Source organism: Kitasatospora sp. NPDC059088 (assembly GCF_042738155.1).
Classification (GTDB): Bacteria; Actinomycetota; Actinomycetes; order Streptomycetales; family Streptomycetaceae; genus Kitasatospora.
Genome location: NZ_JBHYGR010000131.1, coordinates 1 through 20091 on the forward strand (window position 1 = coordinate 1; position 20091 = coordinate 20091).

Here is a 20091-nt window from a genome sequence, read left to right on the forward strand (position 1 = left end):
ACTTATTTTTATTAACACCGAGTGGGATGGCGGGGGGTCCCCCCGGGGGGGGGGGGCGCGCGGGCGTGGGGGGGGCGCCGGGGGCCACGCGCGCCCCCCGGTCCGGCGGCGCGGTCGGCGCGCCGTCGGTGGGGAACGGACACGCTGGCCCGCGGCGGGGCACCCGCGCGGGCAGGAATGGGAGCAGTCAATGACACGATGCCGACTGTGCGGCTCGACGGCGATGGGGAGCGTCGTCGACCTGGGGGCGACCCCGCCGTGCGAGAGCTTCCTCGCCGCCGACCAGTTGGACCGGCCGGAGCCGGCGTACCCGCTGCACCTGCGGGTCTGCACGGACTGCTGGCTGGCGCAGATCCCGCCGCTGATCACGCCCGAGGAGACCTTCCAGGAGTACGCGTACTTCTCCTCCTTCTCGACCTCCTGGGTGGAGCACGCCCGAGGCTTCGTCGCCGGGGCGGTGGAGCGGCTGGGGCTGGGCGCCGACGCCTTCGTGGTCGAGGTGGCCAGCAACGACGGCTACCTGCTGCGGCACGTGGTGGAGCGCGGGATCCGCTGCCTGGGCGTCGAACCGTCGGTGAACGTCGGCGCCGCCGCGCGCGAGGCCGGGGTGCCCACCCTCACCGCGTTCCTGGACCCGGACACCGGCGCGGACGTCCGCGCCGAACACGGCCCGGCGGACCTGGTGGTGGCCAACAACGTCTACGCCCACATCCCCGACGTGGTCGGCTTCACCCGGGGGCTGCGCGCCCTGGTCGCCGACGACGGCTGGGTCTCGATCGAGGTGCAGCACCTGCTGACCCTGATCGAGGAGAACCAGTACGACACCATCTACCACGAGCACTTCCAGTACTACACGGTCGCCTCCGCGATCCGGGCGCTGGCCAGCGGCGGGCTCACCCTGGTCGACGTCGAGCTGCTGCCCACCCACGGCGGCTCGATCCGGCTGTGGGCCCGGCCGGCCGAGGCGGCGGGCGAGCCGACCCCGCGGGTGGCCGACGTGCTGGCCCGGGAGAAGGCCGCCGGGCTCCAGGAGCTGGCCGGCTACACCGAGTTCTCGGCCCGGGTCGCCAAGGTCCGCCGGGACCTGCTGACCTTCCTGATCGGGGTGGCCGAGCGCGGCGAGAGCGTCGTCGGCTACGGCGCCCCCGGCAAGGGCAACACCCTGCTCAACCACTGCGGCATCCGGCCCGACCTGCTCCCGTACACCGTCGACCGGAACCCGTACAAGCACGGCCGGTTCACCCCGGGCACCCGCATCCCGATCCTGGCGCCCGAGCAGATCGCCGCCGACCGGCCGGACTACGTGCTGGTCCTGCCGTGGAACCTGCGGGCCGAACTGGTCGAGCAGTTGTCCTTCGTGCACGAGTGGGGCGGCCGCCTGGTCTTCCCCATCCCGGAACTCAGCATCGTCGAGGGGGAGCGGTGAAGGTCGTCCTGTTCTGCGGCGGTTACGGGCTGCGGATGCGCAGCGGAGCCTCCGACGACGTGCCCAAGCCGATGGCGATGGTCGGCCCCCGGCCGCTGATCTGGCACGTGATGCGCTACTACGCCTACTACGGGCACACCGAGTTCATCCTCTGCCTCGGCTACGGCGCCCACCACATCAAGGACTTCTTCCTCAACTACCAGGAGACGACGTCCAACGACTTCGTGCTGCGGGGCGGGCGCACGGAACTGCTGTCGACCGACATCGCCTCCTGGACGATCACCTTCGCGCAGACCGGCATCGAGTCGCCGATCGGCGAGCGGCTGCGCCGGGTGCGCCACCACCTGGACGGCGACGAGATGTTCCTCGCCAACTACGCCGACGTGCTCACCGACGCGCCGCTGCCGGAGATGATCGACCGCTTCGCCGAGCGGGACGCCGGGGCGTCGATGATGGTGGTGCCGCCGCAGTCCTCCTTCCACTGCGTGGACCTGGGCGAGGACGGCCTGGTCGGGGGCATCACCGCGGTCAGCGACATGCCGCTGTGGGAGAACGGCGGGTACTTCGTGCTCCGCCAGGAGATCTTCGACCACATCCCGGAGAACGGCGACCTGGTCGCCGACGGCTGCACCGAACTCGCCAAGCGCGGCCGCCTGGTGGCCCACCAGCACCGCGGCTTCTGGAAGCCCACCGACACCGTGAAGGAGCGGGCCGCCCTGGACGCCGCCTACGCCCACGGCGACCGCCCCTGGGCCGTCTGGGAGCGGGACGGGGTCGCGGTGAGGCCCTCGTGATCCGGCTCGGCCCCGGGCCGCTGGAGCGGATCGCCGCCGTCGGCGCGCACTGCGACGACATCGCCATCGGCGCCGGCGGCACGCTGCTGACGCTGTGCGAGGCGCGTCCCGGGCTGCGGGTGGACGCGCTGGTGCTCTCCGGCGGCGGCAGCGCCCGGGAGCAGGAGGAGCAGGCCGCGCTGGCCGCCTTCTGCCCCGGCGCCGACCTGCGGCTGACCGTGCTCAAGCTGCCGGACGGCCGGCTGCCCGCGCACTGGGAGGAGGCCAAGGCCGCCGTCGAGGAACTGCGCGGGCGCACCGACCCGCAGCTGGTCCTCGCCCCGCGCACCGCCGACGCCCACCAGGACCACCGCGGCCTGGCCCGGCTGGTCCCCACCGCGTTCCGCGACCACCTGGTGCTCGGCTACGAGATCGTCAAGTGGGACGCCGACCTCGGCCGCCCGACGGCCTACCAGCCGCTGAGCCCGGAGACCGCCGAACGCAAGGTGCGGCTGCTGCAGGAGCACTACCCCTCGCAGCGGCACCGCCCCTGGTACGACCGGGAGGCCTTCCTCGGGCTCGCCCGGATCCGCGGCATCGAATGCCACGCCCGCTACGCGGAAGCCTTCGACGCCACCAAAGTCACTCTCAACCTGGGGGGTTGAACCATGCGCGTACTGCTGACCGGACACCAGGGCTACCTGGGCACCGTGATGGCCCCGGTGCTCGCCGCCGCCGGCCACGACGTCGTCGGCCTGGACGCCGGCCTGTTCGCGGAGTGCGTCCTCGGCCCGAAGCCCGCGGACCCGCCGGGCCGGCGGGTGGACCTGCGCGACGTGACCGCCGAGCACGTGGCCGGGGTGGACGCCGTGATCCACCTGGCCGCGCTCTCCAACGACCCGCTCGGCTCGCTGGCGCCGGACCTCACCTACGACATCAACCACCACGCCTCGGTGCGGCTGGCCGAGCTGGCCCGCGAGGCCGGGGTGAAGCGCTTCCTGTACGCCTCGACCTGCTCCGTCTACGGCGCGGCCGGCGGCGACGAGCTGGTGACCGAGGACGCCCCGCTGCGCCCGGTGACCCCGTACGCGGAGTCCAAGGTGCGCGTGGAGGACGACCTGCACGCCCTGGCCGACGGCGACTTCAGCCCGGTGTACATGCGCAACGCCACCGCCTTCGGCTACTCGCCCCGGCTGCGCGCCGACATCGTGCTGAACAACCTGGTCGGCCACGCGCTGCTCTCCGGCGAGGTGCTGGTGCTCTCCGACGGCACCCCCTGGCGCCCGCTGGTGCACGCCGCCGACATCGCCCGGGCCTTCACGGCCGCGCTGGAGGCACCGCGCGAGGCGGTGCACGACCGGGCCTTCAACATCGGCAGCGAGGCCAACAACGTCACGGTCGCCGAGATCGCCGAGCAGGTCGCCGAGGCGGTGGCCGGCGCCCAGGTGGTGATCACCGGCGAGAACGGCGCCGACCCGCGCTCCTACCGGGTGGACTTCTCCCGGTTCCGGGCCGCCCTGCCCGGCTTCGACTGCGAGTGGACGGTCAAGCAGGGCGCGGTCGAACTCGCCGAGGCCTACCGGAAGTTCGGGCTGACCAGGGAGGACTTCGAGCGGCGGTTCACCCGGCTGGCGGTGCTCCGCGAGGCCACCGGCGCCGGCGCCGTCGACGACACCCTGCGGTGGCGCCGGTGACCGGGGTCGGGGAGCGGATGCACGCCCTGGTGGAGCGGCTGTACCCGCTCCGCCGGAGCATCACCGGCGACGGGGTGCGCGCCACCCTGGACGTCGTCGGCGAGTACCTCCCGCTGACGGTGCACGAGGTGCCGACCGGGACGCAGGTGCTCGACTGGACGGTGCCCCAGGAGTGGAACGTCCGGGACGCCTACGTCGCCGACGCCGCGGGCCGCCGGGTCGTCGACCTCGCCGCGTCCAGCCTGCACGTGCTGGGCTACAGCGTGCCGGTCGCGGCCACCATGCCGCTGAGCGAGCTGCGCCCGCACCTGCACACCCTGCCGGACCACCCCACCTGGGTGCCCTACCGCACCAGCTACTACACCCCGGAGTGGGGGTTCTGCCTGGCCCAGGAGACCTTGGACGCGCTGCCCGAGGGCGACTACGAGGTGCGGATCGACTCCACCCTCGCGGACGGCCACCTCACCTACGCCGAGCACGTCGTCCCCGGGCAGGTCGCCGACGAGGTGCTGGTCTCCTGCCACGTCTGCCACCCCGCGCTGGCCAACGACAACCTGGCCGGCATCGCGGTGGCGACCTTCCTGGCCCGCGAACTGGTGGAGCGGACGCCGTACTACACCTACCGCTTCGTCTTCGCCCCGGGCACCATCGGGGCGATCACCTGGCTGGCCCGCAACCGGGAGCGGGTGGACCGGGTCAAGCACGGCCTGGTGCTGGCCTGCGCCGGGGACCGGGGGCAGCTGACGTACAAGCAGAGCCGGCGCGGCGACGCGGAGATCGACCGGGTGCTGCGGCACGTCCTGCGCACCTCCGAACGCCCGCACCGGGTCACCGAGTTCACGCCGTACGGCTACGACGAGCGGCAGTACTGCTCGCCCGGGTTCGACCTCGGCGTGGGCTCGCTCAGCCGGACCCCGTACGCCGGGTACCCCGAGTACCACACCTCGGCGGACGACCTGGACTTCGTGCGGCCCGAGGCGATGGCGGACACCCTCGCGGTCTGCCGGGAGGCCTTCGCCGTGCTCGACCGCAACCGGCGCTACCTCAACCTCAGCCCCTACGGCGAACCGCAGTTGGGCCGGCGCGGGCTGTACGACTCGCTCGGCGGGCGCAGCGACGCCAAGCAGGCCCAGCTGGCCATGCTGTGGGTGCTCAGCCTCGCCGACGGCGAGCACGGCCTGCTGGACGTGGCCGAGCGCTCCGGGCTGCCGTTCGACACCGTCGCCGCCGCGGCCGACGCCCTGCGGGGCGCCGGGCTGATCAAGGCGTGACGCCGATGACCACCGAGGAGGTGAGGACGGCGGCACCGGCGGGCCGGGACGGGGCGCCGGCCCGGCCCGCCGGGCGGGGCGTGCTCGGCCGGGTGTCCTGGGGGCTGGCCGACCAGGCGGTCACCAGCATGATCAACTTCGCGGTGGGCATCTACGTCGCCCGGGAGCTGGGACTGCACGCGTTCGGCGTGTTCAGCCTGGCCTGGCTGACCTACGGCGTGGTGCTCAACGTCTCCCGCGGGCTGGCCACCGACCCGCTGATGGTGCGGTTCAGCGGCGTGCCGGAGGCGACCTGGCGCGCCGCGGCGGCCCGGTCCTCCGGCACCGCGCTCGCCGTCGGCGCCACCCTCGGCGCCGTCTGCCTGCTGGTCGGGCTCGGCCTCGGCGGCGACGTGGGGCCCGCGTTCGCGAGCCTCGGCCTCGCCCTGCCGGCGCTGCTGCTCCAGGACTCCCGGCGGTTCGCCTTCTTCGCCGCCGGCACCGGGCGGAAGGCCTTCGCCAACGACCTGGTGCAGGGCCTCGCGCTGATCCCGGCCATGATGGTGGCGGCCCGGGTGGGCACCGTGGCCGCCTTCCTGCTGGCCTGGGGCGCCGCCGCGGCGGCCGCCGCCGGGTACGGCTTCCTCCAGTCCGGCGTCCGGCCCCGGGTCACCCAGGCCCGCGGCTGGCTGCGCGAACAGCGCGACCTCGGCAGCCGCTACCTGGTCGAGAACGTCAGCCTCAGCGGCGCCGGCCAGCTGCGGGCGTACGGGCTCGGTGCGATCGTCGGCGTCGGGGCGGTCGGTGCCGTCCGGGGCGCCGAACTCCTCCAGGGGCCGTTCCTCGCCCTGCTGATGGGGCTCTCCCTGGTCACCGTGGCGGAGGCCGCCCGAGTCCTGCGGCAGACACCGCGCCGGCTCGGCCGGTTCTGCCTGCTGCTCGGCGGCGGACAGGCCGGCGCCGCCCTGCTGTGGGGCTCGGCGCTGCTGCTGATGCCCGACCGGGCCGGACAGTTCGTCCTCGGCGACGTCTGGCACTCCGCCTCGCCGCTCATCCTCCCCGCCACCCTCGGCGTCGCGGGCGCCGGCCTCGGCAGCGGCGCGGCCGCCGGGCTGCGCGCCCTCGCCGCCGCCCGGCGCAGCCTGCGCTGCCAACTCTTCGCCTCCGCCTGCTACCTGGGCGGCGGGCTCGGCGGCGCCGCCGCGGCCGGCACCGTCGGCTCCGCCTGGGGCGTCGCCACCGCCACCGCCTGCGGCGCCGCCGTCTGGTGGCTCCAACTGCGCGCCGCCCTGCGCGAGCACCACCGCACCCCCGTCCCCGAAACGGTGGACGACACCCCCGAAGTGAGGACGCCTTGACCGCCGTTCCCCGACTGAGCATCGGCCTGCCCGTCTACAACGGCCAGGAGTACCTCGCCGAGTCGCTCGACGCCCTGCTCGGCCAGACCTACCAGGACTTCGAACTGGTCATCTCCGACAACGCCTCGACCGACGCCACCGAGTCCATCTGCCGCGAGTACGCCGCGCAGGACTCCCGGATCCGCTACCTCCGGCTGCCCCGGAACATCGGCGCCGCGCCCAACCACAACTACGTCTTCAACCAGTGCCGCGGCGAACTCTTCAAGTGGGCCTCGCACGACGACCTCTACGCCCGGGACCTCCTGCTGCGCTGCGTCGAGGCGCTGGACGACCGGCCCGAGGTCATCCTCGCCCACTCCGGCCAGGCGGTCATCGACGAGCACGGCCGGGTGAAGGTCCCCTACGCGTACGGCCTCGCCACCGACTCCCCGCGCGCCCCGGAGCGCTTCCGCAGCCTGCTGTTCGAGCCCGGCGGCGACGACTTCTACGGGGTGATGCGGGCCGACGTGCTGCGCCGGGTCAAGCCGCACGACAGCTACCACCACGCCGACCGGACCTTCGTCGCCGAGATCACCCTGCACGGCCCCTTCCACCAGGTGCCGGAACTGCTCTACTTCCGCCGTGACCACCCCACCCGGGCCGAGCGGGCCAACCCCTCCAAGCGCTCCCGCTGCGTCAACCTGGACCCGCGCCGGGCCGGGCCGCTGCACCCCACGCCCCGGCTGCTCGCCGAGTACGTCTGGGGCTTCGCCGCGGCCGTCCGCCGGGCGCCGCTGTCCACCGCCGACCGGCGGGCCTGCTACGGCCACCTGGCCGCCTGGATGACCAGCCGGGCCCGGCCGGGCGCCGGCGAACGGGTCGAGGACCGCACCCCCGTGCCGTCCTCGGACGGCTCCGCCGCCTCCGTCGACGACCTGGTGGCCGGACGCGGGGGGAGGCGGGCATGACCGCGCGAACCCCGGTGCGCGTCGGGGTGTTCGGCCTGCTCGGCTCCGGCAACCTCGGCAACGACGGCTCGCTGGAGGCCGTACTCGGCCACCTCCGGGCCGAGCACCCGGACGCCGCGGTGGACGCGCTCTGCGGCGGCCCCGAGGTGGTCACCGCCCGCTACCGCATCCCCGCCACCCGGCTGCACTGGTACCGCGGCGAGTACCGCACCGCCTCCCGGGCCGGTGCCGTCCTCGGCAAGGGCCTGGGCAAGCTCGTCGACGCCGCCCGCACCGCCGCCTGGGTGCGCCGGCACGACGTGGTGATCGTCCCGGGCATGGGGGTCCTGGAGGCCACCCTGCCGCTGCGCCCCTGGGGCTTCCCGTACGCGCTGTTCCTGCTCTGCGCCTCCGGCCGGCTGCTGCGCACCCCGGTGGCGCTGGTCGGCGTCGGCGCCGCCCGGATCGGCAACCCGGCCACCCGGGCGCTGGTGCGCTGGTCCGCCCGGCTGGCCGCGCACCGCTCGTACCGGGACGAGCTGTCCCGCGACGCCATGCGGGCGATGGGCGTGGACACGGCACGCGACGCCGTGCATCCGGACATCGCCTTCGCCCTCCCGGCACCACCCGCCACCGGCTCCCCCGACGGGCGGGTCTGCGTCGGCGTCATGGACTTCCACGGCGGCGACGACGACCGTGCCCGGGCCGAGCAGATCCACCGGCAGTACCTCGACGGCACCACCCGCTTCGTCCGCGCGCTGGTCGAGGACGGCCGGCCGGTCCGGCTGCTCACCGGCGACGCGGTCGACGCCCGGGTGGTCGCCGCGATCGTCGAGGCCGTCGACTCCCCGCTGGTCACCGTCTCCGGGGCCGCCTCGCTGGCCGAGCTGATGGCCGAGACCGCCGCCGCCGACGCCGTGGTGGCCACCAGGTACCACAACCTGGTCTGCGCGCTGCGGACCGGCACCCCGACGCTCGCCCTCAGCTACGCGGCCAAGAGCGACGCGCTGATGGCCCGGATGGGGCTGGGGGAGTACTGCCACCCGGCCCGCGAGGTCGACGCCGACCGGCTGATCGAGCAGTTCCGGGAGCTGGAGAAGCACGCGACGGAGCTGCGGCAGACCCTCGCCGAGCGGAACCTGACGGCCACCCGCCGGCTCGACCACCAGTTCACCGCCCTGACCACGGCCGTCTTCCCGACCGCCGACTGACACCTTACGGAGACCTCATGAAGGCGACCGAAGTCCCGGCGATCGCCGGCGCCTACCTCTTCGAACCGACCCCCTACGCCGACGAACGCGGCTTCTTCTGCCGCACCTTCGACGCCGAGGTGCTCCGCTCGGTGGGCATCGACCCCGACGCCTTCGTCCAACACAGCGTCTCCCGTTCGGTGCGGGGCGTGCTGCGCGGCCTGCACCTGCGCTCCGGCGCCGGGGAGGCGAAGATCGTGCGCTGCTCGCACGGGGAGGTGTTCGACGTGGTCGTGGACCTGCGCCCCGACTCGCCGACCTACCGCAACGTGGCCACCTTCGAGCTCTCCGGCGAGACCCAGGCCAGCGTCTACATCCCGGCCGGGTGCGCGCACGGCTTCCAGGCGCTCACCGACGCCGACGTCTCGTACCGGATCGACCGCCCGCACGACCCGAGCGAGGACGTCACCATCGCCTTCGACGACCCGGAGCTGGCCGTCCCCTGGCCGCTGCCGGCCGAGTCGGTGTCCAAGCGGGACCGGGAGGCGCCGAGCCTCGCCGAGGTCCTGCGCACGGAGGAGAACTGAGCGCCGTGACCGTCGACTTCACTCTTCCGAAATCCCGGGCGGCCAACGAGCGGCTGCACGCCCTGATCCCCGGCGGCGCCCACACCTACGCCAAGGGCGACGACCAGTACCCCGAGCACCTGGCCCCGGTCATCAGCCACGGCCGCGGCGCCCACGTCTGGGACGTCGACGGCAACCGCTACGTCGAGTACGGCTCCGGCCTGCGCTCCGTCAGCCTCGGCCACGCCCACCCGCGGGTGACCGAGGCCGTCCGGCGGGAGCTCGACCGGGGCAGCAACTTCACCCGCCCGTCCATCCTCGAACTCGAGGCCGCGGAACGCTTCCTGGACACCGTGCCCACCGCCGAGATGGTCAAGTTCGCCAAGAACGGCTCCGATGTCACCACCGCCGCCGTGCGCCTCGCCCGCGCCGTGACCGGGCGGACCCTGGTGGCCGTCTGCGGCGACCACCCGTTCTTCTCGGTCGACGACTGGTTCATCGGCACCACCCCGATGGACGCCGGGATCCCTTCGGCGATCACCGACCTCACCGTCTCCTTCCCCTACGGCGATCTCTCCGCCACCGAGGAACTGCTCACCCGCCACCGCGGCGAGATCGCCTGCCTGGTCCTCGAACCCGCCGGACACGCCGAGCCGCCGCCCGGCTACCTGGCCGGCCTGCGCGAACTCGCCGACCGGCACGGCTGCCTGCTGGTCTTCGACGAGATGATCACCGGGCTGCGCTGGTCCCCGGCGGGCGCCCAGGGCCTCTACGGCGTCGCCCCCGACCTCTCCACCTTCGGCAAGGCGCTCGGCAACGGCTTCGCCGTCTCCGCGCTCGCCGGGCGCCGCGACCTGATGGAACACGGCGGGCTGCACCACCCCGGCGACCGGGTGTTCCTGCTCTCCACCACCCACGGCGCCGAGACCCACGCGCTGGCCGCCGCGATGGCCGTCCAGACCACGTACGTCGAGGAGGGCATCACCGCCCGGCTGCACGCCCTCGGCGACCAACTCGCCGCCGGCGTACGGGAGGCCGCCGCCGGCATGGGCGTCGCCGACCACGTGCTGGTCCGGGGCCGGGCCAGCAACCTGGTCTTCGCCACCCTCGACGAACTGGGGCAGCCCTCCCAGCCCTACCGCACCCTCTTCCTGCGCCAACTCCTCGCCGGCGGGGTACTGGCCCCCTCCTTCGTGGTGAGCAGCGCCCTGACGGACGCCGACATCGCCCACACCATCGACGCCGTCTCCGCCGCCTGCGCCGTCTACCGCAAGGCCCTCGACGCCGGCGACCCCACCCCCTGGCTCGGCGGCCGCCCGGTCAAGCCGGTCTTCCGGCAGCGGGTCTGAGCTACGTCGGGTCACCGGGCGCCGACCGGGCCGCCAGCCGGTCGGCGGCCCGGTCCACCAGCCATCCGGCGGGCGGTACCAGTGCCAGGGCGGTGCAGCCGCCGGCCAGGGTGTCGGTCGCGTAGTGCGCGCCCAGGGCTACCTGGGCCCAGGCCATGGCCGCCCCGGCGACCGCCACTGCGGCCAGCACCGGGAGCGGGCGGGCGTTCGGGCCCGCTGCGAGCAGTGCGAGGACGAGGGTCACTGCCGTCAGGAAAGCGGTGTGCCCGCTCGGGTAGGAGAGGTTGGCGTCGCCGTGGATGGTGCGGCCCACCAGGTGCTTGAGCAGCGTCGCCGCCAGCACCGGCAGGGCGACGCCGACGACCGCGAACACCGCGGCGCGGGGGCGCCGGAGCAGCAGGCAGCCCGCCGCCACGGCTCCGACCAGCAGCGCGGCGCCCAGCGGTTCCCCCAGGGAGTCCAGGCCGCGGGCGGCGTAGCGCCACGGCGGTTCCACCCCGTACACCGCGTCCTGGATCCGCCCGTCCACCGGGCCGGGCTCGCCCTTTCCCGCGTACCAGGCCCCGAGCAGGACCACCACCAGTGCGGCGAGCCCCGAGGCGAGTCCGAGCCACCCGTGCAGCACCACCAGCGGCGGCTCCGCGCGCCCGGCCGGTGCGGCCTCGCCCCGACGGACGCGTTCGCGCGTGGTGCCGGTGCCCGGTCCGTTGCGGTCGGCCGATCCCACGCGCGCCCCCGTCGTGTCCAGGTGTCGTCCGGTCGCGGCGAGAGGATGACGGAGCGTCAGATCATGCTTTCCGTACGCCACTTGCCCGGATGGTCGGGGTCCAGGATACGGGTGCGCTACCCGCCCAGCACCCCGTTCGCCCGCAGGGCGGCGATGCGGGTGGCGGGGTAGCCGAGGGCGCGCAGGGCGGAGTCGGTGTGGGCGCCCAGCTCGGGGACGGGCCCCATCGGGAGTTCGACCTCCGCGAAGTCGAACGGGGGCAGCAGGGAGCGGACCTCGCCGGCCGGGGTGGCCACCGGGCGCCAGCGGTCGCGGGCGGCGAGCTGGGGGTGGTGCAGCAGGTCGCCGATGCCGTTCAGCCGGGCCGAGGCGATCGCGAGGGCGTCCAGGCGCTTGACGGCCTCCTCGGCCGTCATGGTCGCCGTCCGGCCGCCCACCAGCGCGTCGACCAGCCGGCGGCGCCGCACCCGGGCGACGTTGGTCGCCCACTCGGGGTGGTCGGCGAGGTCCGGGCGGTCCAGGAAGCCGGTGGCGAGCCGGGACCACTCGCGGTCGTTCTGGATGCCGATCATGACCTCGTGGCCGTCGGCCGTCGGGTAGGCGTCGTAGGGGGCGATGGCCGGGTGGGAGAGTCCGGCGCGGCCCGGTGCCCGCCCGGTGCCCTGGGTGTGTTGGAGCTGGTGGCCCAGCCACTCGGCGGTCGCCTCGAACATCGACACCTCGATCGCGGTGCCGCGTCCGCTGCCGGCCCGGCCGAGCAGGGCGGCGAGCGTCGCCGTCAGGGCGTACATCCCGGCGGCGATGTCCGAGGTGGGCACGCCGGTCTTGGCGGGCCGCTCCGGCTGGCCGGTCACCGAGGCGAGCCCGGACTCGCACTGGATCAGCATGTCGTAGGCGCGCTTGTCCCGGTACGGGCCGCCGGTGCCGTAGCCGGACAGGTCGACGGTGACCAACCGGGGGTGCCGGGCCCGCAGTTCGGCGGAGCCGAAGCCGAGCCGGGCGGCCGCCCCGGGGGCCAGGTTCTGCAGGAAGACGTCCGCGCCGGCCACCAGGTCGGCCAGCACGGCGCGGCCCTCGGGCGCCTTGAGGTCGAGGACGACCGACTCCTTGCCGCGGTTCAGCCAGACGAAGTGGCTGGCCAGGCCGTTGACGCTGCGGTCGTACCCGCGCGCGAAGTCGCCGCCGTCCGGGCGCTCGATCTTCACCACCCGGGCGCCCAGGTCGCACAGGTGCCGGGTGGCCAGCGGCGCGGCCACCGCCTGTTCCAGCGCGATCACCGTGGTGCCGGTCAGCGGCAGCGACATCCGGACTCCCTCCCTGGCGGATCCCCGAGCCCTACCCGCCCCCGGCGGCGTTCAGTCAGCGGTGTTCGGTCAGCAGCGCTCCGGCAGGCCCGGGTCCGGCGCGGGGGACGCCTCGTCCAGCCCGGTGAGGGCGTCGCGCAGCGCCGCCCTGGTGGTGATGCCCAGCTTGGGGAAGATCCGGTACAGGTGGGCGCTGACGGTCCGGGGGGACAGCCGGGTCTGCTCGCCGATCTCCTTGTTGGTCAGGCCGCCCGCGGCCAGGTCGGCGATCCGGCGCTCCTGCCAGGTCAGCAGGCTCGCGGTGCGCGCCGCCGGCCGGGTCGGGACGCCGCCGACCCGTAGTTCGGCCCGGGCCCGGGCGGCCCAGGCGACCGCGCCCAGCCGCTCGAAGGAGTCGGCGGCCGGGGCGAGGAACTCCCGTGCCACGGTGGCGCCCCGGGCGCGGCGCACCCGGATGCCGTGCGCCAGGCGGATCCGGGCCAGCTCGAACGGGAAGTGTGCCGCGGCCGGGTGGGAGACGGCGTGCGCGTAGGCCCCGGCGGCCTCGTCCTCGTCCTCGGCGGTCATGGCCAGGGCCCCGTGGGTGACCAGGGACAGCCGGGGGGAGACGGCGGGCAGGCCGGCCTCCCGGGCGGCCAGCGCGTGGGCGCGGGCCTGCGCGGTGCGCCCGGAGTGGACGGCGGCCTCGACGAGGTCGAGCAGGGTGCGGGAGGCCTGGTGGGCGTAGGGCTGGAAGGCGCCCGGCGCGGTGATGCCGATGGCCTGGAGGTACGCGCCCTCGTAGTCGCCGTCGCTCAGCGCCGCGGTGGTGCCGGCCGCGTCGGCGAGCTGGGTGAGGAAGCCGATGCCGCGCGGGCGGGCCCAGGCGTCGACCACCGCCTGGAGCTCGCGCGCGGTCGCCGTCTGCCCGCGCATCGCGGCGAGTTGGGCCAGGTAGGCCCGGGTCTGCTGGGCGAACAGCTCGTGCCCGTGCTCGTCGGAGCGCAGCAGGGCCCGCCGTCCGGTCCGTTCGGCGGCCTCCCACTCCCCGACGGCCATCTGGTCCAGCATGATCAGGTGCAGCATCACCATGCCGGTGGAGACCGCGCCGGTCTCCAGCTCGCGGGAGACGACGCGCTGCAGGTGCGGGCGGAGCGGGCTGAGGACGTCGAGGTGGTAGGCGGAGACGGCCAAGCGGGCGACGTCCCAGGGCTCCTGGCCCGGCAGGTCGGCGGCGGCCCGCTCCACCGGTGCGGTCCAGCCGGCGCCGTGGCGGACGACGTCGCTCCAGGTGGCGCTGTAGATCCGGGCCCGCTCGCCGACCCGTTCGCCGAGCGTGGCGAGCAGGGCGTGGGTGCGTTCCCACAGGGTCCGGTCGGCGGCGAACTGGCTGGTGGCGAGCAGCAGGGCGAGCAGCCGGTCCAGCACCTCGGGGTCGTACCCGGCGGTGGGGTCGGCCGCCGAGTCGGCAGTTCCGCCGACCAGCCGTTCGACGGCGGCGGCGATCTGCCGGTGGGTGGAGCGCACGTCGCCGTCCTGGTAGAGCGCCTGGTAGCCGGAGGCCAGTGCGGCGGCGGGGGAGCGGTCGGCGTCGGGCCCGGGGTCGGCCCGCAGGATCCGGCGGGCGTGGCCGAGGCGGGCCGCGTGCCCCGCGATGAACGCCGCGTCGCCGAGCCGCCGGGACCGCTCCGCCGGGTGCTCGCTCAGCTCGGCGGCGCGGGTCAGCCAGGTCACCGCCGTCAGCGCGCCGCCGCGGCGGGTCGCGGACTCGGCGGCGGCCTCCAGGACCCGGGCCACCTCCTCGTCCGGGTCCAGGGTGGCCTCGGCCAGGTGGGCGGCCCGCCGTTCGAGGTTGTCCCGGTGGAGCAGCGCCAGCGTCCGGTGGGCCTCGCGGCGCTGGTTGGGGGTCGCCAGCTGGACGACGCTGGAGCGCACCAGCGGGTGCCGGAAGGCGAACTCACCGGTGGCGGGCTCGATCACCAGCAGGCCGCGGGCGACGGCCTCGTCGGCGTCGCGCATCCGGTACCGGCCGGCGGGGCCCGCCGCGTCGCCGGGTCCGGCCGCGACGCCGTCGAGGGCGCCCTTGAGCAACTCGGCCCGGACGGCGGCGTCCAGGGCGGCGATCCGGGTGCCGTAGAGGTACTGGAGGCGCCGGGACGGCGAGGCGCCGCGCAGGGCCTGCGGGTCGGCGGCGGCACGTTCCGGGTGGCGGCCGGCCGTGTGGCCGGGCAGTTCCAGCAGGGCGAGCGGGTTGCCCTGGGCCTGGTCCAGTACGAGGCGGCGCGACTGCCGGTCCAGCGCGGGGTAGTGGCCGTCGAGCAGGAGGGCGGCGTCCTCGTCGGTGAGGGTGCCGACGGCCAGCTCGGGCAGTGCGGCGGTGTCGAAGGGGGAGGCGATGTCGGAGCGGACCGCGAGCAGCAGCTTCAACCGGCTGCCGGTCAGTCGGCGGCCGACGAATCCGCAGACCGCGGCGCTGGAGTCGTCCAGCCACTGGCCGTCGTCCAGGACGAGGAACAGCGGTTGCTCGACCGAGGCCGAGGACAGCAGGCCGAGCACCGCGATGCCGAGGGTCATCAGGGAGGGCGGCGTGCCCCCGGCGCCGGTGTGGCCGAAGACGGCGTCGAGGGCCGCCCGGGAGTTGTGCTCCAGTCCGGCGGTGTGCGGCAGCAGCGGGTAGAGGAGCTGGTGCAGTCCGGCGTACGGCAGTTCCGACTCCGCCTCGACCCCGGTGGCCCGGACCACGAGCCGCCCCTCCCGGACGGCCAGGTCGGCGGCGTAGTCGAGCAGGGTGCTCTTGCCGACCCCGGTCTCGCCGCGGAGGAGGAGGGTGCGGCCCTCCACGGAGCGTGCGAACTCGGCGAGTTGCTCGCGTTCGCTGTCCCGACCGAGCAACGGCACGGCTGATCCCACGGTCCAGTTCCCTCCCCGATCGAACCTCCAGGTCGTTCGAAGACCGCGAGCCATGGACGCCGGCCAACTTTCAACTACCTGGTTGGTTGATTACACCCGGACAAGGAACCCGCTGTCAACCAACCGGTTAGTCGGTGCTGGGCTAAGGTCTGCGCATGCAACGCGACGCCGAAGCCACCAAGCAGAGACTCATCGCGGCCGGGCGGGCCGAGTTCGCCGCCCACGGACTCCACGGCGCCCGGGTCGACCGCATCGCCGAATCCGCCCGGAGCAACAAGGCGCAGATCTACCACTACTTCCACAGCAAGGTGGGCCTCTTCGACGCGGTCTGGAACTCCGCGGTGGAGCAGATCATCGGCAGCCTGCCCTTCGACGGGGACGAGGACCTCCCCGAGTTCGCGGCCCGGCTCAGCGACATCTACGCCGAGCACCCGGAGATCCCCCGGCTGATCACCTGGCAGAACCTGGAGCGCGGCGACGAGGCGCTCAACGGCTACGCCGTCGACGAGGTCCGCAGGCGGACCGGCATCCTCGCCGACGCCCAGGCCCGGGGCGTGGTGTCGGACCGGTTCGAGGCCCGGTTCCTGTTCGCGCTGATGGTCCACCTCGCCATGCTGTGGCCCGCGATGGCCCCCGAGGTGCGCACGGTGGTGGACTTCGACGACGCGGCGCAGCGCCGGGAGCTGGTCCGGCGGGTGGCCGCCGGGCTGCTGGAGTGACCCGGGCCGCGCACCGTTCGCGGTGAGCCGGTCCGGACGTAGGGCGTCACCGGACGTACGGAGTCATTCGACCGATCCCGCCTCCGTACCGGCACCGGTGATGTGCAGTCAGATGACCGATGCCGCGCCACCGCCCCCCGCGGCAGGGTGGAGGCGGGTAGGACCCGGCGGGGTCCGAATCGTTCGGCATCCCGGCACACCCACGGAAGGCGGTTCCCACATGTCCACTTCGAAGAGGATGCTCCGCGGCTCGGCCGCGGCGGCCGTCGCGGTCGCGGCCCTGATCGGTCTCGGTGCCGGTTCGGCGCAGGCGGCCGGCTGGCCGCCGTTGCAGCCGGGCGCGCACCTGTACACCGGCACCGACGGGAGCGGCGCGGTGACCACGGTCGACCTGGGCGACCTCGGCACCTGCCACACCCTGGCGGCGCCCGTCCGCTCGGTGCAGGTCGCCGACGGCTCCGCGTCCGTGGTGCTGTACCCGGGCCGGGGCTGCGCGGGTGCGGTCCCGTGGGGCACCGGCTCGCTGGCCCAGTCCAACACGCCCTGGGCGATGCTGAGTTACCGGGTGGTCCCGGCCTGACGGAGGCCGGGGCGCGGTGACGGACGCCGGTGCCGGGGGTGCGAGCCGCGCCCCCGGCACCGGCGTTCCCCGGCGCTGTCAGCGCGCCTGGGCCCAGTCGTAGAGGCGGTGGGCGCTGTCACCGAAGCGGGTGGCGTAGAGCGTGCCCGGCTGCCCGCCCACGAGTTCGTCGGTGGTGGTGGTGACGCCGACGACGGTTCCGGAGCCGGTCCGGGTGTCGAACCGGGCCAGGTGCGGGCCGCCGCTCGCCCCGTGGCCCATGTTGCAGGACTCGCCCCACAGCAGGGCCGCCTTGGGGCTCTGCCGGTTCGGGCCGGCGCAGTGGATCATGCGCGAACCGGCGTACTGGGCCGCGGGATCGTTGAGGCGGTCCTTCGGGTAGCCGAAGGCGTGGACGAACTCCGCGTCGACGGGATCGGAGAACGCGATCCGCTGGTTCCCCGTGACGTCCGCCAGCCGCCGCCCGTCGGGAGACGGGTTCCCCACCAGGACCCCCGTGTCGAAGCCGGCCGCGGCGACGTCCGAGGAACTCGTGCCGTTCCGGTCGGCGTCCCAACGGGAGGACGTCGCCATGGACTTGATGCTGAACCCGCCGAGCGGTTTGGTCCCGTTGCGGTAGCCGGGCACGAAGTAGACGTTGTGCGTCCAGGTGCCGTCGGCGGTGGGCGCCCCGACGCCCCGCAGGCAGTGCGCCGCGGTGACGAGGGTGCTGCGGTTCGCGCCGGTGACGACGGTCGCGGTGCAGCTGCCGTCGTAGCCGTCGGAGAAGGTGAAGAAGAGCCGGCCGACGCTCCTGTTCACCGCGCCGCCGTGGGTCCAGACCGCCCCGGGATCCGGGGTGCTGGGGGCGAGCGGGCGCGGGTCGTCGGGCGTGTTGTCGTCCGCGGGCACGGGGGTGTTCTCGGGGACCATGGCGCCCGCCAGCTTCATCCGGTCGGCCGTCCAGTAGGCGTCGATCCGGTTGCGCTCCTGCGGGGTGGTGGCGCCGGCGTGCGAGGTGACGGTGTCCGGCTCCGCGGCGAGGGCTGCGGTGGGCAGCAGGGCCGCCGCGGTGGCCGCGCTCAGCAGGAGGGCTGCTGCGGTGGGGAGTCGGCGGGGGAGTGCTCGGCGTGTGGTTGACATCGTCGCCCATCTCGGTCGGTGCGGTCGGTGGGCAGGGGCGGCCGCGGTCCGCCCCTGCTCACCGGGGATGTCCGGCACTGTACGAACGGAACGTCAGGTCCGTGTCTGGACCGCGTATCGCCCGTCCATCGGTAGCGTCAGGTTCCGGTAACGGCGGCGCGGCCCGGCAGCGGTGCCCGCTGCTCACTCCGGTCCGGCTCCAGCCGCAGCTCGCGGCCCTGCCAGCGGCGGCGCAGCCAGCGGTCGTGGCTCGCGACGACGATCGCGCCGGGGCCGGTGCCGAGGGCGTCCTCCAACTCGTCGCACAGGCGCGGGGAGAGGTGGTTGGTGGGCTCGTCGAGCAGCAGCAGCCGGGGCGGGTGGGCGACCAGGAGGGCGAGGGCGAGGCGGCGGCGCTGCCCGAGGGAGAGACGGGCCACGGGCTTGTCGAGGTCCGCCGGGTGCAGCAGGCCGAGGGACGCCAGCGGCACCCGCTCGGCGCGGGCCGGGCCGAGGGCGAGCCGGTAGGTGTCGTGGACGGTGCGGTCGGGGCGGTCGAACGCGGTGTCCTGGGTGAGCAGGCCGACCGTCAGCCGGGGGTGGCGGTGGAGCGTGCCCCCGGCCGGGAGGCGGCCGGCCAGCACCGCGAGCAGGGTCGACTTGCCCGTGCCGTTGCCGCCGGTGACGAGCAGTCGGTCGGTGGCCGTGACGTCGAGGTCCGGCAGCGGGGGCCGGCCGGGGACCCGGACGCCCCGGAGGGACACCAGGGGCTCCGGGGTCTCCGAGGTCTCCGAGGTCTCCGGGGTCTGCGCTGCGACGAGGGCGTCCGGCGCGGCCAGGGCGTCGGCCGCGAACCGCAGCGGGCGCGGCGGCTCGGGCACCTGGGCGCGCTCCAGCTCCGCCAGCCGGCGGGCGGCGTTGCGCACCCGGCGGGCGACCTGGCTCTGCACCCGGCCGGCGCGGTGCCCGTAGCCCATCTTCTCGTGGTCGCGCGGTCCCCGGTCCGGGGCGACCAGGTGCGCGGTGACGCCGGCCGAGTGCCGCAGCTGCGCCAACTCCTCCTGCTCCTCGGCGTACCGGAGCTCCCAGCGCTCCCGCTCGGCGCGCTGCGAGCCCAGGTAGGCGGAGTAGGCGCCGCCGAAGCGGACCGGGCCGTCCACCGTCGGGTCGAGGTCGATCAGGTGGGTGCAGACGGCGTCGAGGAAGGCCCGGTCGTGGGTGGCGACCAGCAGGGTGCCGGGGTGCGCGCGGAGCTGTCGCTCCAGGAAGGCGGCGGCGCCGTCGTCGAGGTGGTTGGTGGGCTCGTCCAGCAGCAGTGCGGACGGCCGGCGGACGAGCAGCGCGGCCAGGGCGAGCCGGCCGCGCTGTCCGCCGGACAGCGAGCCGAGCGGGCGGCCGTGTCCGGGGGCGCCGGGGCCGAAGGCACCGAGGCCCAGTCCGTCCAGGACCAGGGCGGCGCGGCGGTCGGCGTCCCAGGACTCCCGGTACTGGGCCTGTTCGAGCCGCCGGCCGTAGGCGTCCAGGAGGTCCCCGTGGCCGGGGTCGGTGTCCGGGACGCGGGCGATCTCCGCGCCGAGCCGGTCGAGTGCGGCGAGGTCCGCGCGGGCCTCGCGGAGCGCGTCGTCCAGGACGGAGGCGACGGAGGCGGAGGCCGGGAACGGCAGCTCCTGGTGCAGGAAGCCGAGGTCCGCGGGGCGCGAGACGGTGCCGGAGTCGGGTTCGTCCAGGCCGGCGAGCACCCGCAGCAGGGTGGACTTCCCGGCGCCGTTCTCCCCGATCAGGCCGATCCGTTGGCCGGGCGAGGCGGTCAGGCCGAGGCCGTCGAGGACGCGGCGGCCGTCGAGGTTGCGGACGAGGTCATGGGCGAGCAGGGCGTGCTGGAGCACGGGGATCCTTCCGGGGGAGGCGTCGGGCCCCGGCGGTCCGCGGGAAGGGCGGAGCTCTGCCCGTGGGCGGGCGCCGGGGAAAGGGGTACGACGAGGCGGACCACTTCGGCGGTGCTCCTGAGCACCCGCCGGTGGCCGTCAGCTCCGGGGCTCACCCGGAGATGTCGTCGTCACCCGCCACGTCTGCCGCTCCTCGCTCCTCCGGCCGTACCCGGACGGCCGGCTGACTGCATGCTGACTGCACGTCACGGCGACTCTAGCAGGGGCGGGGCCCGAGCCGCCCCCCGCAGGGCCCGGCGGGGGCGGGCGGGCCGGGGTGAGCGCCCGCGCCGGCGCCCCCCGGGAGGAGGCGG

General features: G+C 74.9%; 17 protein-coding genes. 12 read left to right on the forward strand and 5 right to left on the reverse strand.

Going from position 1 to position 20091, the window contains the following annotated elements; translation table 11 throughout:
- The first annotated feature begins 190 nt into the window (after positions 1 to 190).
- Genes ACFWXO_RS37165 through ACFWXO_RS37210 form a run of 10 tightly spaced genes read left to right on the forward strand, consistent with a single transcriptional unit; the run spans position 191 to position 10532 of the window.
- Positions 191 to 1426 carry a class I SAM-dependent methyltransferase gene (locus ACFWXO_RS37165; protein ID WP_380529738.1) on the forward strand — a complete coding sequence of 412 codons (1236 nt, stop codon included), beginning with the start codon at positions 191 to 193 and terminating at the stop codon, positions 1424 to 1426.
- Positions 1423 to 2220, forward strand: a complete 798-nt coding sequence (locus tag ACFWXO_RS37170; protein WP_380529740.1) for a glucose-1-phosphate cytidylyltransferase — start codon at positions 1423 to 1425, stop codon at positions 2218 to 2220. The genes ACFWXO_RS37165 and ACFWXO_RS37170 overlap by 4 nt, the downstream gene beginning before the upstream one ends.
- Positions 2217 to 2864, forward strand: coding sequence for a PIG-L deacetylase family protein (locus ACFWXO_RS37175; RefSeq protein WP_380529742.1), 648 nt, complete (start codon positions 2217 to 2219; stop codon positions 2862 to 2864). The genes ACFWXO_RS37170 and ACFWXO_RS37175 overlap by 4 nt, the downstream gene beginning before the upstream one ends.
- A gap of 3 nt (positions 2865 to 2867) precedes the next feature.
- The gene (locus ACFWXO_RS37180; RefSeq protein WP_380406818.1) at positions 2868 to 3893 is read left to right on the forward strand and encodes an NAD-dependent epimerase/dehydratase family protein; all 1026 of its coding nucleotides are present in this window, start codon (positions 2868 to 2870) and stop codon (positions 3891 to 3893) included.
- Positions 3881 to 5164, forward strand: a complete 1284-nt coding sequence (locus ACFWXO_RS37185) for a DUF4910 domain-containing protein (protein WP_380529744.1) — start codon at positions 3881 to 3883, stop codon at positions 5162 to 5164. The genes ACFWXO_RS37180 and ACFWXO_RS37185 overlap by 13 nt, the downstream gene beginning before the upstream one ends.
- A 5-nt stretch (positions 5165 to 5169) precedes the next feature.
- Positions 5170 to 6501 (forward strand): hypothetical protein, encoded by a 1332-nt coding sequence (locus ACFWXO_RS37190; RefSeq protein WP_380529746.1) that lies wholly within the window; start codon positions 5170 to 5172, stop codon positions 6499 to 6501.
- Complete coding sequence (locus ACFWXO_RS37195) at positions 6498 to 7448, forward strand: glycosyltransferase family 2 protein (protein ID WP_380529748.1); 951 nt, start codon at positions 6498 to 6500, stop codon at positions 7446 to 7448. Before ACFWXO_RS37190 ends, ACFWXO_RS37195 begins: the two co-directional genes overlap by 4 nt.
- Positions 7445 to 8638 (forward strand): polysaccharide pyruvyl transferase family protein, encoded by a 1194-nt coding sequence (locus ACFWXO_RS37200; RefSeq protein WP_380529749.1) that lies wholly within the window; start codon positions 7445 to 7447, stop codon positions 8636 to 8638. Before ACFWXO_RS37195 ends, ACFWXO_RS37200 begins: the two co-directional genes overlap by 4 nt.
- A gap of 17 nt (positions 8639 to 8655) precedes the next feature.
- A complete protein-coding gene (gene rfbC, locus ACFWXO_RS37205) occupies positions 8656 to 9204 on the forward strand; it encodes a dTDP-4-dehydrorhamnose 3,5-epimerase (protein ID WP_380529751.1) in 549 nt (182 codons plus the stop codon).
- Positions 9205 to 9209: 5 nt separating this feature from the next.
- Positions 9210 to 10532 (forward strand): glutamate-1-semialdehyde 2,1-aminomutase, encoded by a 1323-nt coding sequence (locus ACFWXO_RS37210; RefSeq protein ID WP_380529753.1) that lies wholly within the window; start codon positions 9210 to 9212, stop codon positions 10530 to 10532.
- A 1-nt stretch (position 10533) separates the two neighbouring features.
- Here the strand turns inward: ACFWXO_RS37210 and ACFWXO_RS37215 are convergent, their stop codons facing one another.
- The 3 genes from ACFWXO_RS37215 to ACFWXO_RS37225 all read right to left on the reverse strand — a co-directional run bounded on the left by ACFWXO_RS37215 (position 10534) and on the right by ACFWXO_RS37225 (position 15452).
- Positions 10534 to 11259, reverse strand: coding sequence for a phosphatase PAP2 family protein (locus tag ACFWXO_RS37215; protein ID WP_380529754.1), 726 nt, complete (start codon positions 11257 to 11259; stop codon positions 10534 to 10536).
- A gap of 116 nt (positions 11260 to 11375) precedes the next feature.
- A complete protein-coding gene (locus ACFWXO_RS37220; RefSeq protein ID WP_380529756.1) occupies positions 11376 to 12563 on the reverse strand; it encodes a CaiB/BaiF CoA transferase family protein in 1188 nt (395 codons plus the stop codon).
- Between the two features lie 69 nt (positions 12564 to 12632).
- Entirely contained in the window at positions 12633 to 15452 is a 2820-nt protein-coding gene (locus ACFWXO_RS37225) for an AAA family ATPase (RefSeq protein ID WP_380529758.1), read from the reverse strand.
- A gap of 155 nt (positions 15453 to 15607) precedes the next feature.
- On the opposite strand from ACFWXO_RS37225, the gene ACFWXO_RS37230 reads away from it, so the two are divergent.
- Complete coding sequence (locus tag ACFWXO_RS37230; protein ID WP_380529760.1) at positions 15608 to 16171, forward strand: TetR family transcriptional regulator; 564 nt, start codon at positions 15608 to 15610, stop codon at positions 16169 to 16171.
- A 220-nt stretch (positions 16172 to 16391) separates the two neighbouring features.
- The gene (locus ACFWXO_RS37235; RefSeq protein ID WP_380529761.1) at positions 16392 to 16751 is read left to right on the forward strand and encodes a hypothetical protein; all 360 of its coding nucleotides are present in this window, start codon (positions 16392 to 16394) and stop codon (positions 16749 to 16751) included.
- Positions 16752 to 16829: 78 nt separating this feature from the next.
- On the opposite strand, the gene ACFWXO_RS37240 is transcribed toward ACFWXO_RS37235, so the two are convergent.
- Complete coding sequence (locus ACFWXO_RS37240) at positions 16830 to 17873, reverse strand: trypsin-like serine peptidase (protein WP_380529763.1); 1044 nt, start codon at positions 17871 to 17873, stop codon at positions 16830 to 16832.
- Positions 17874 to 18010: 137 nt separating this feature from the next.
- Positions 18011 to 19738: an ABC-F family ATP-binding cassette domain-containing protein gene (locus tag ACFWXO_RS37245; RefSeq protein ID WP_380529765.1), complete on the reverse strand. Its 1728-nt coding sequence runs from the start codon at positions 19736 to 19738 to the stop codon at positions 18011 to 18013.
- Positions 19739 to 20091 lie beyond the last annotated feature (353 nt).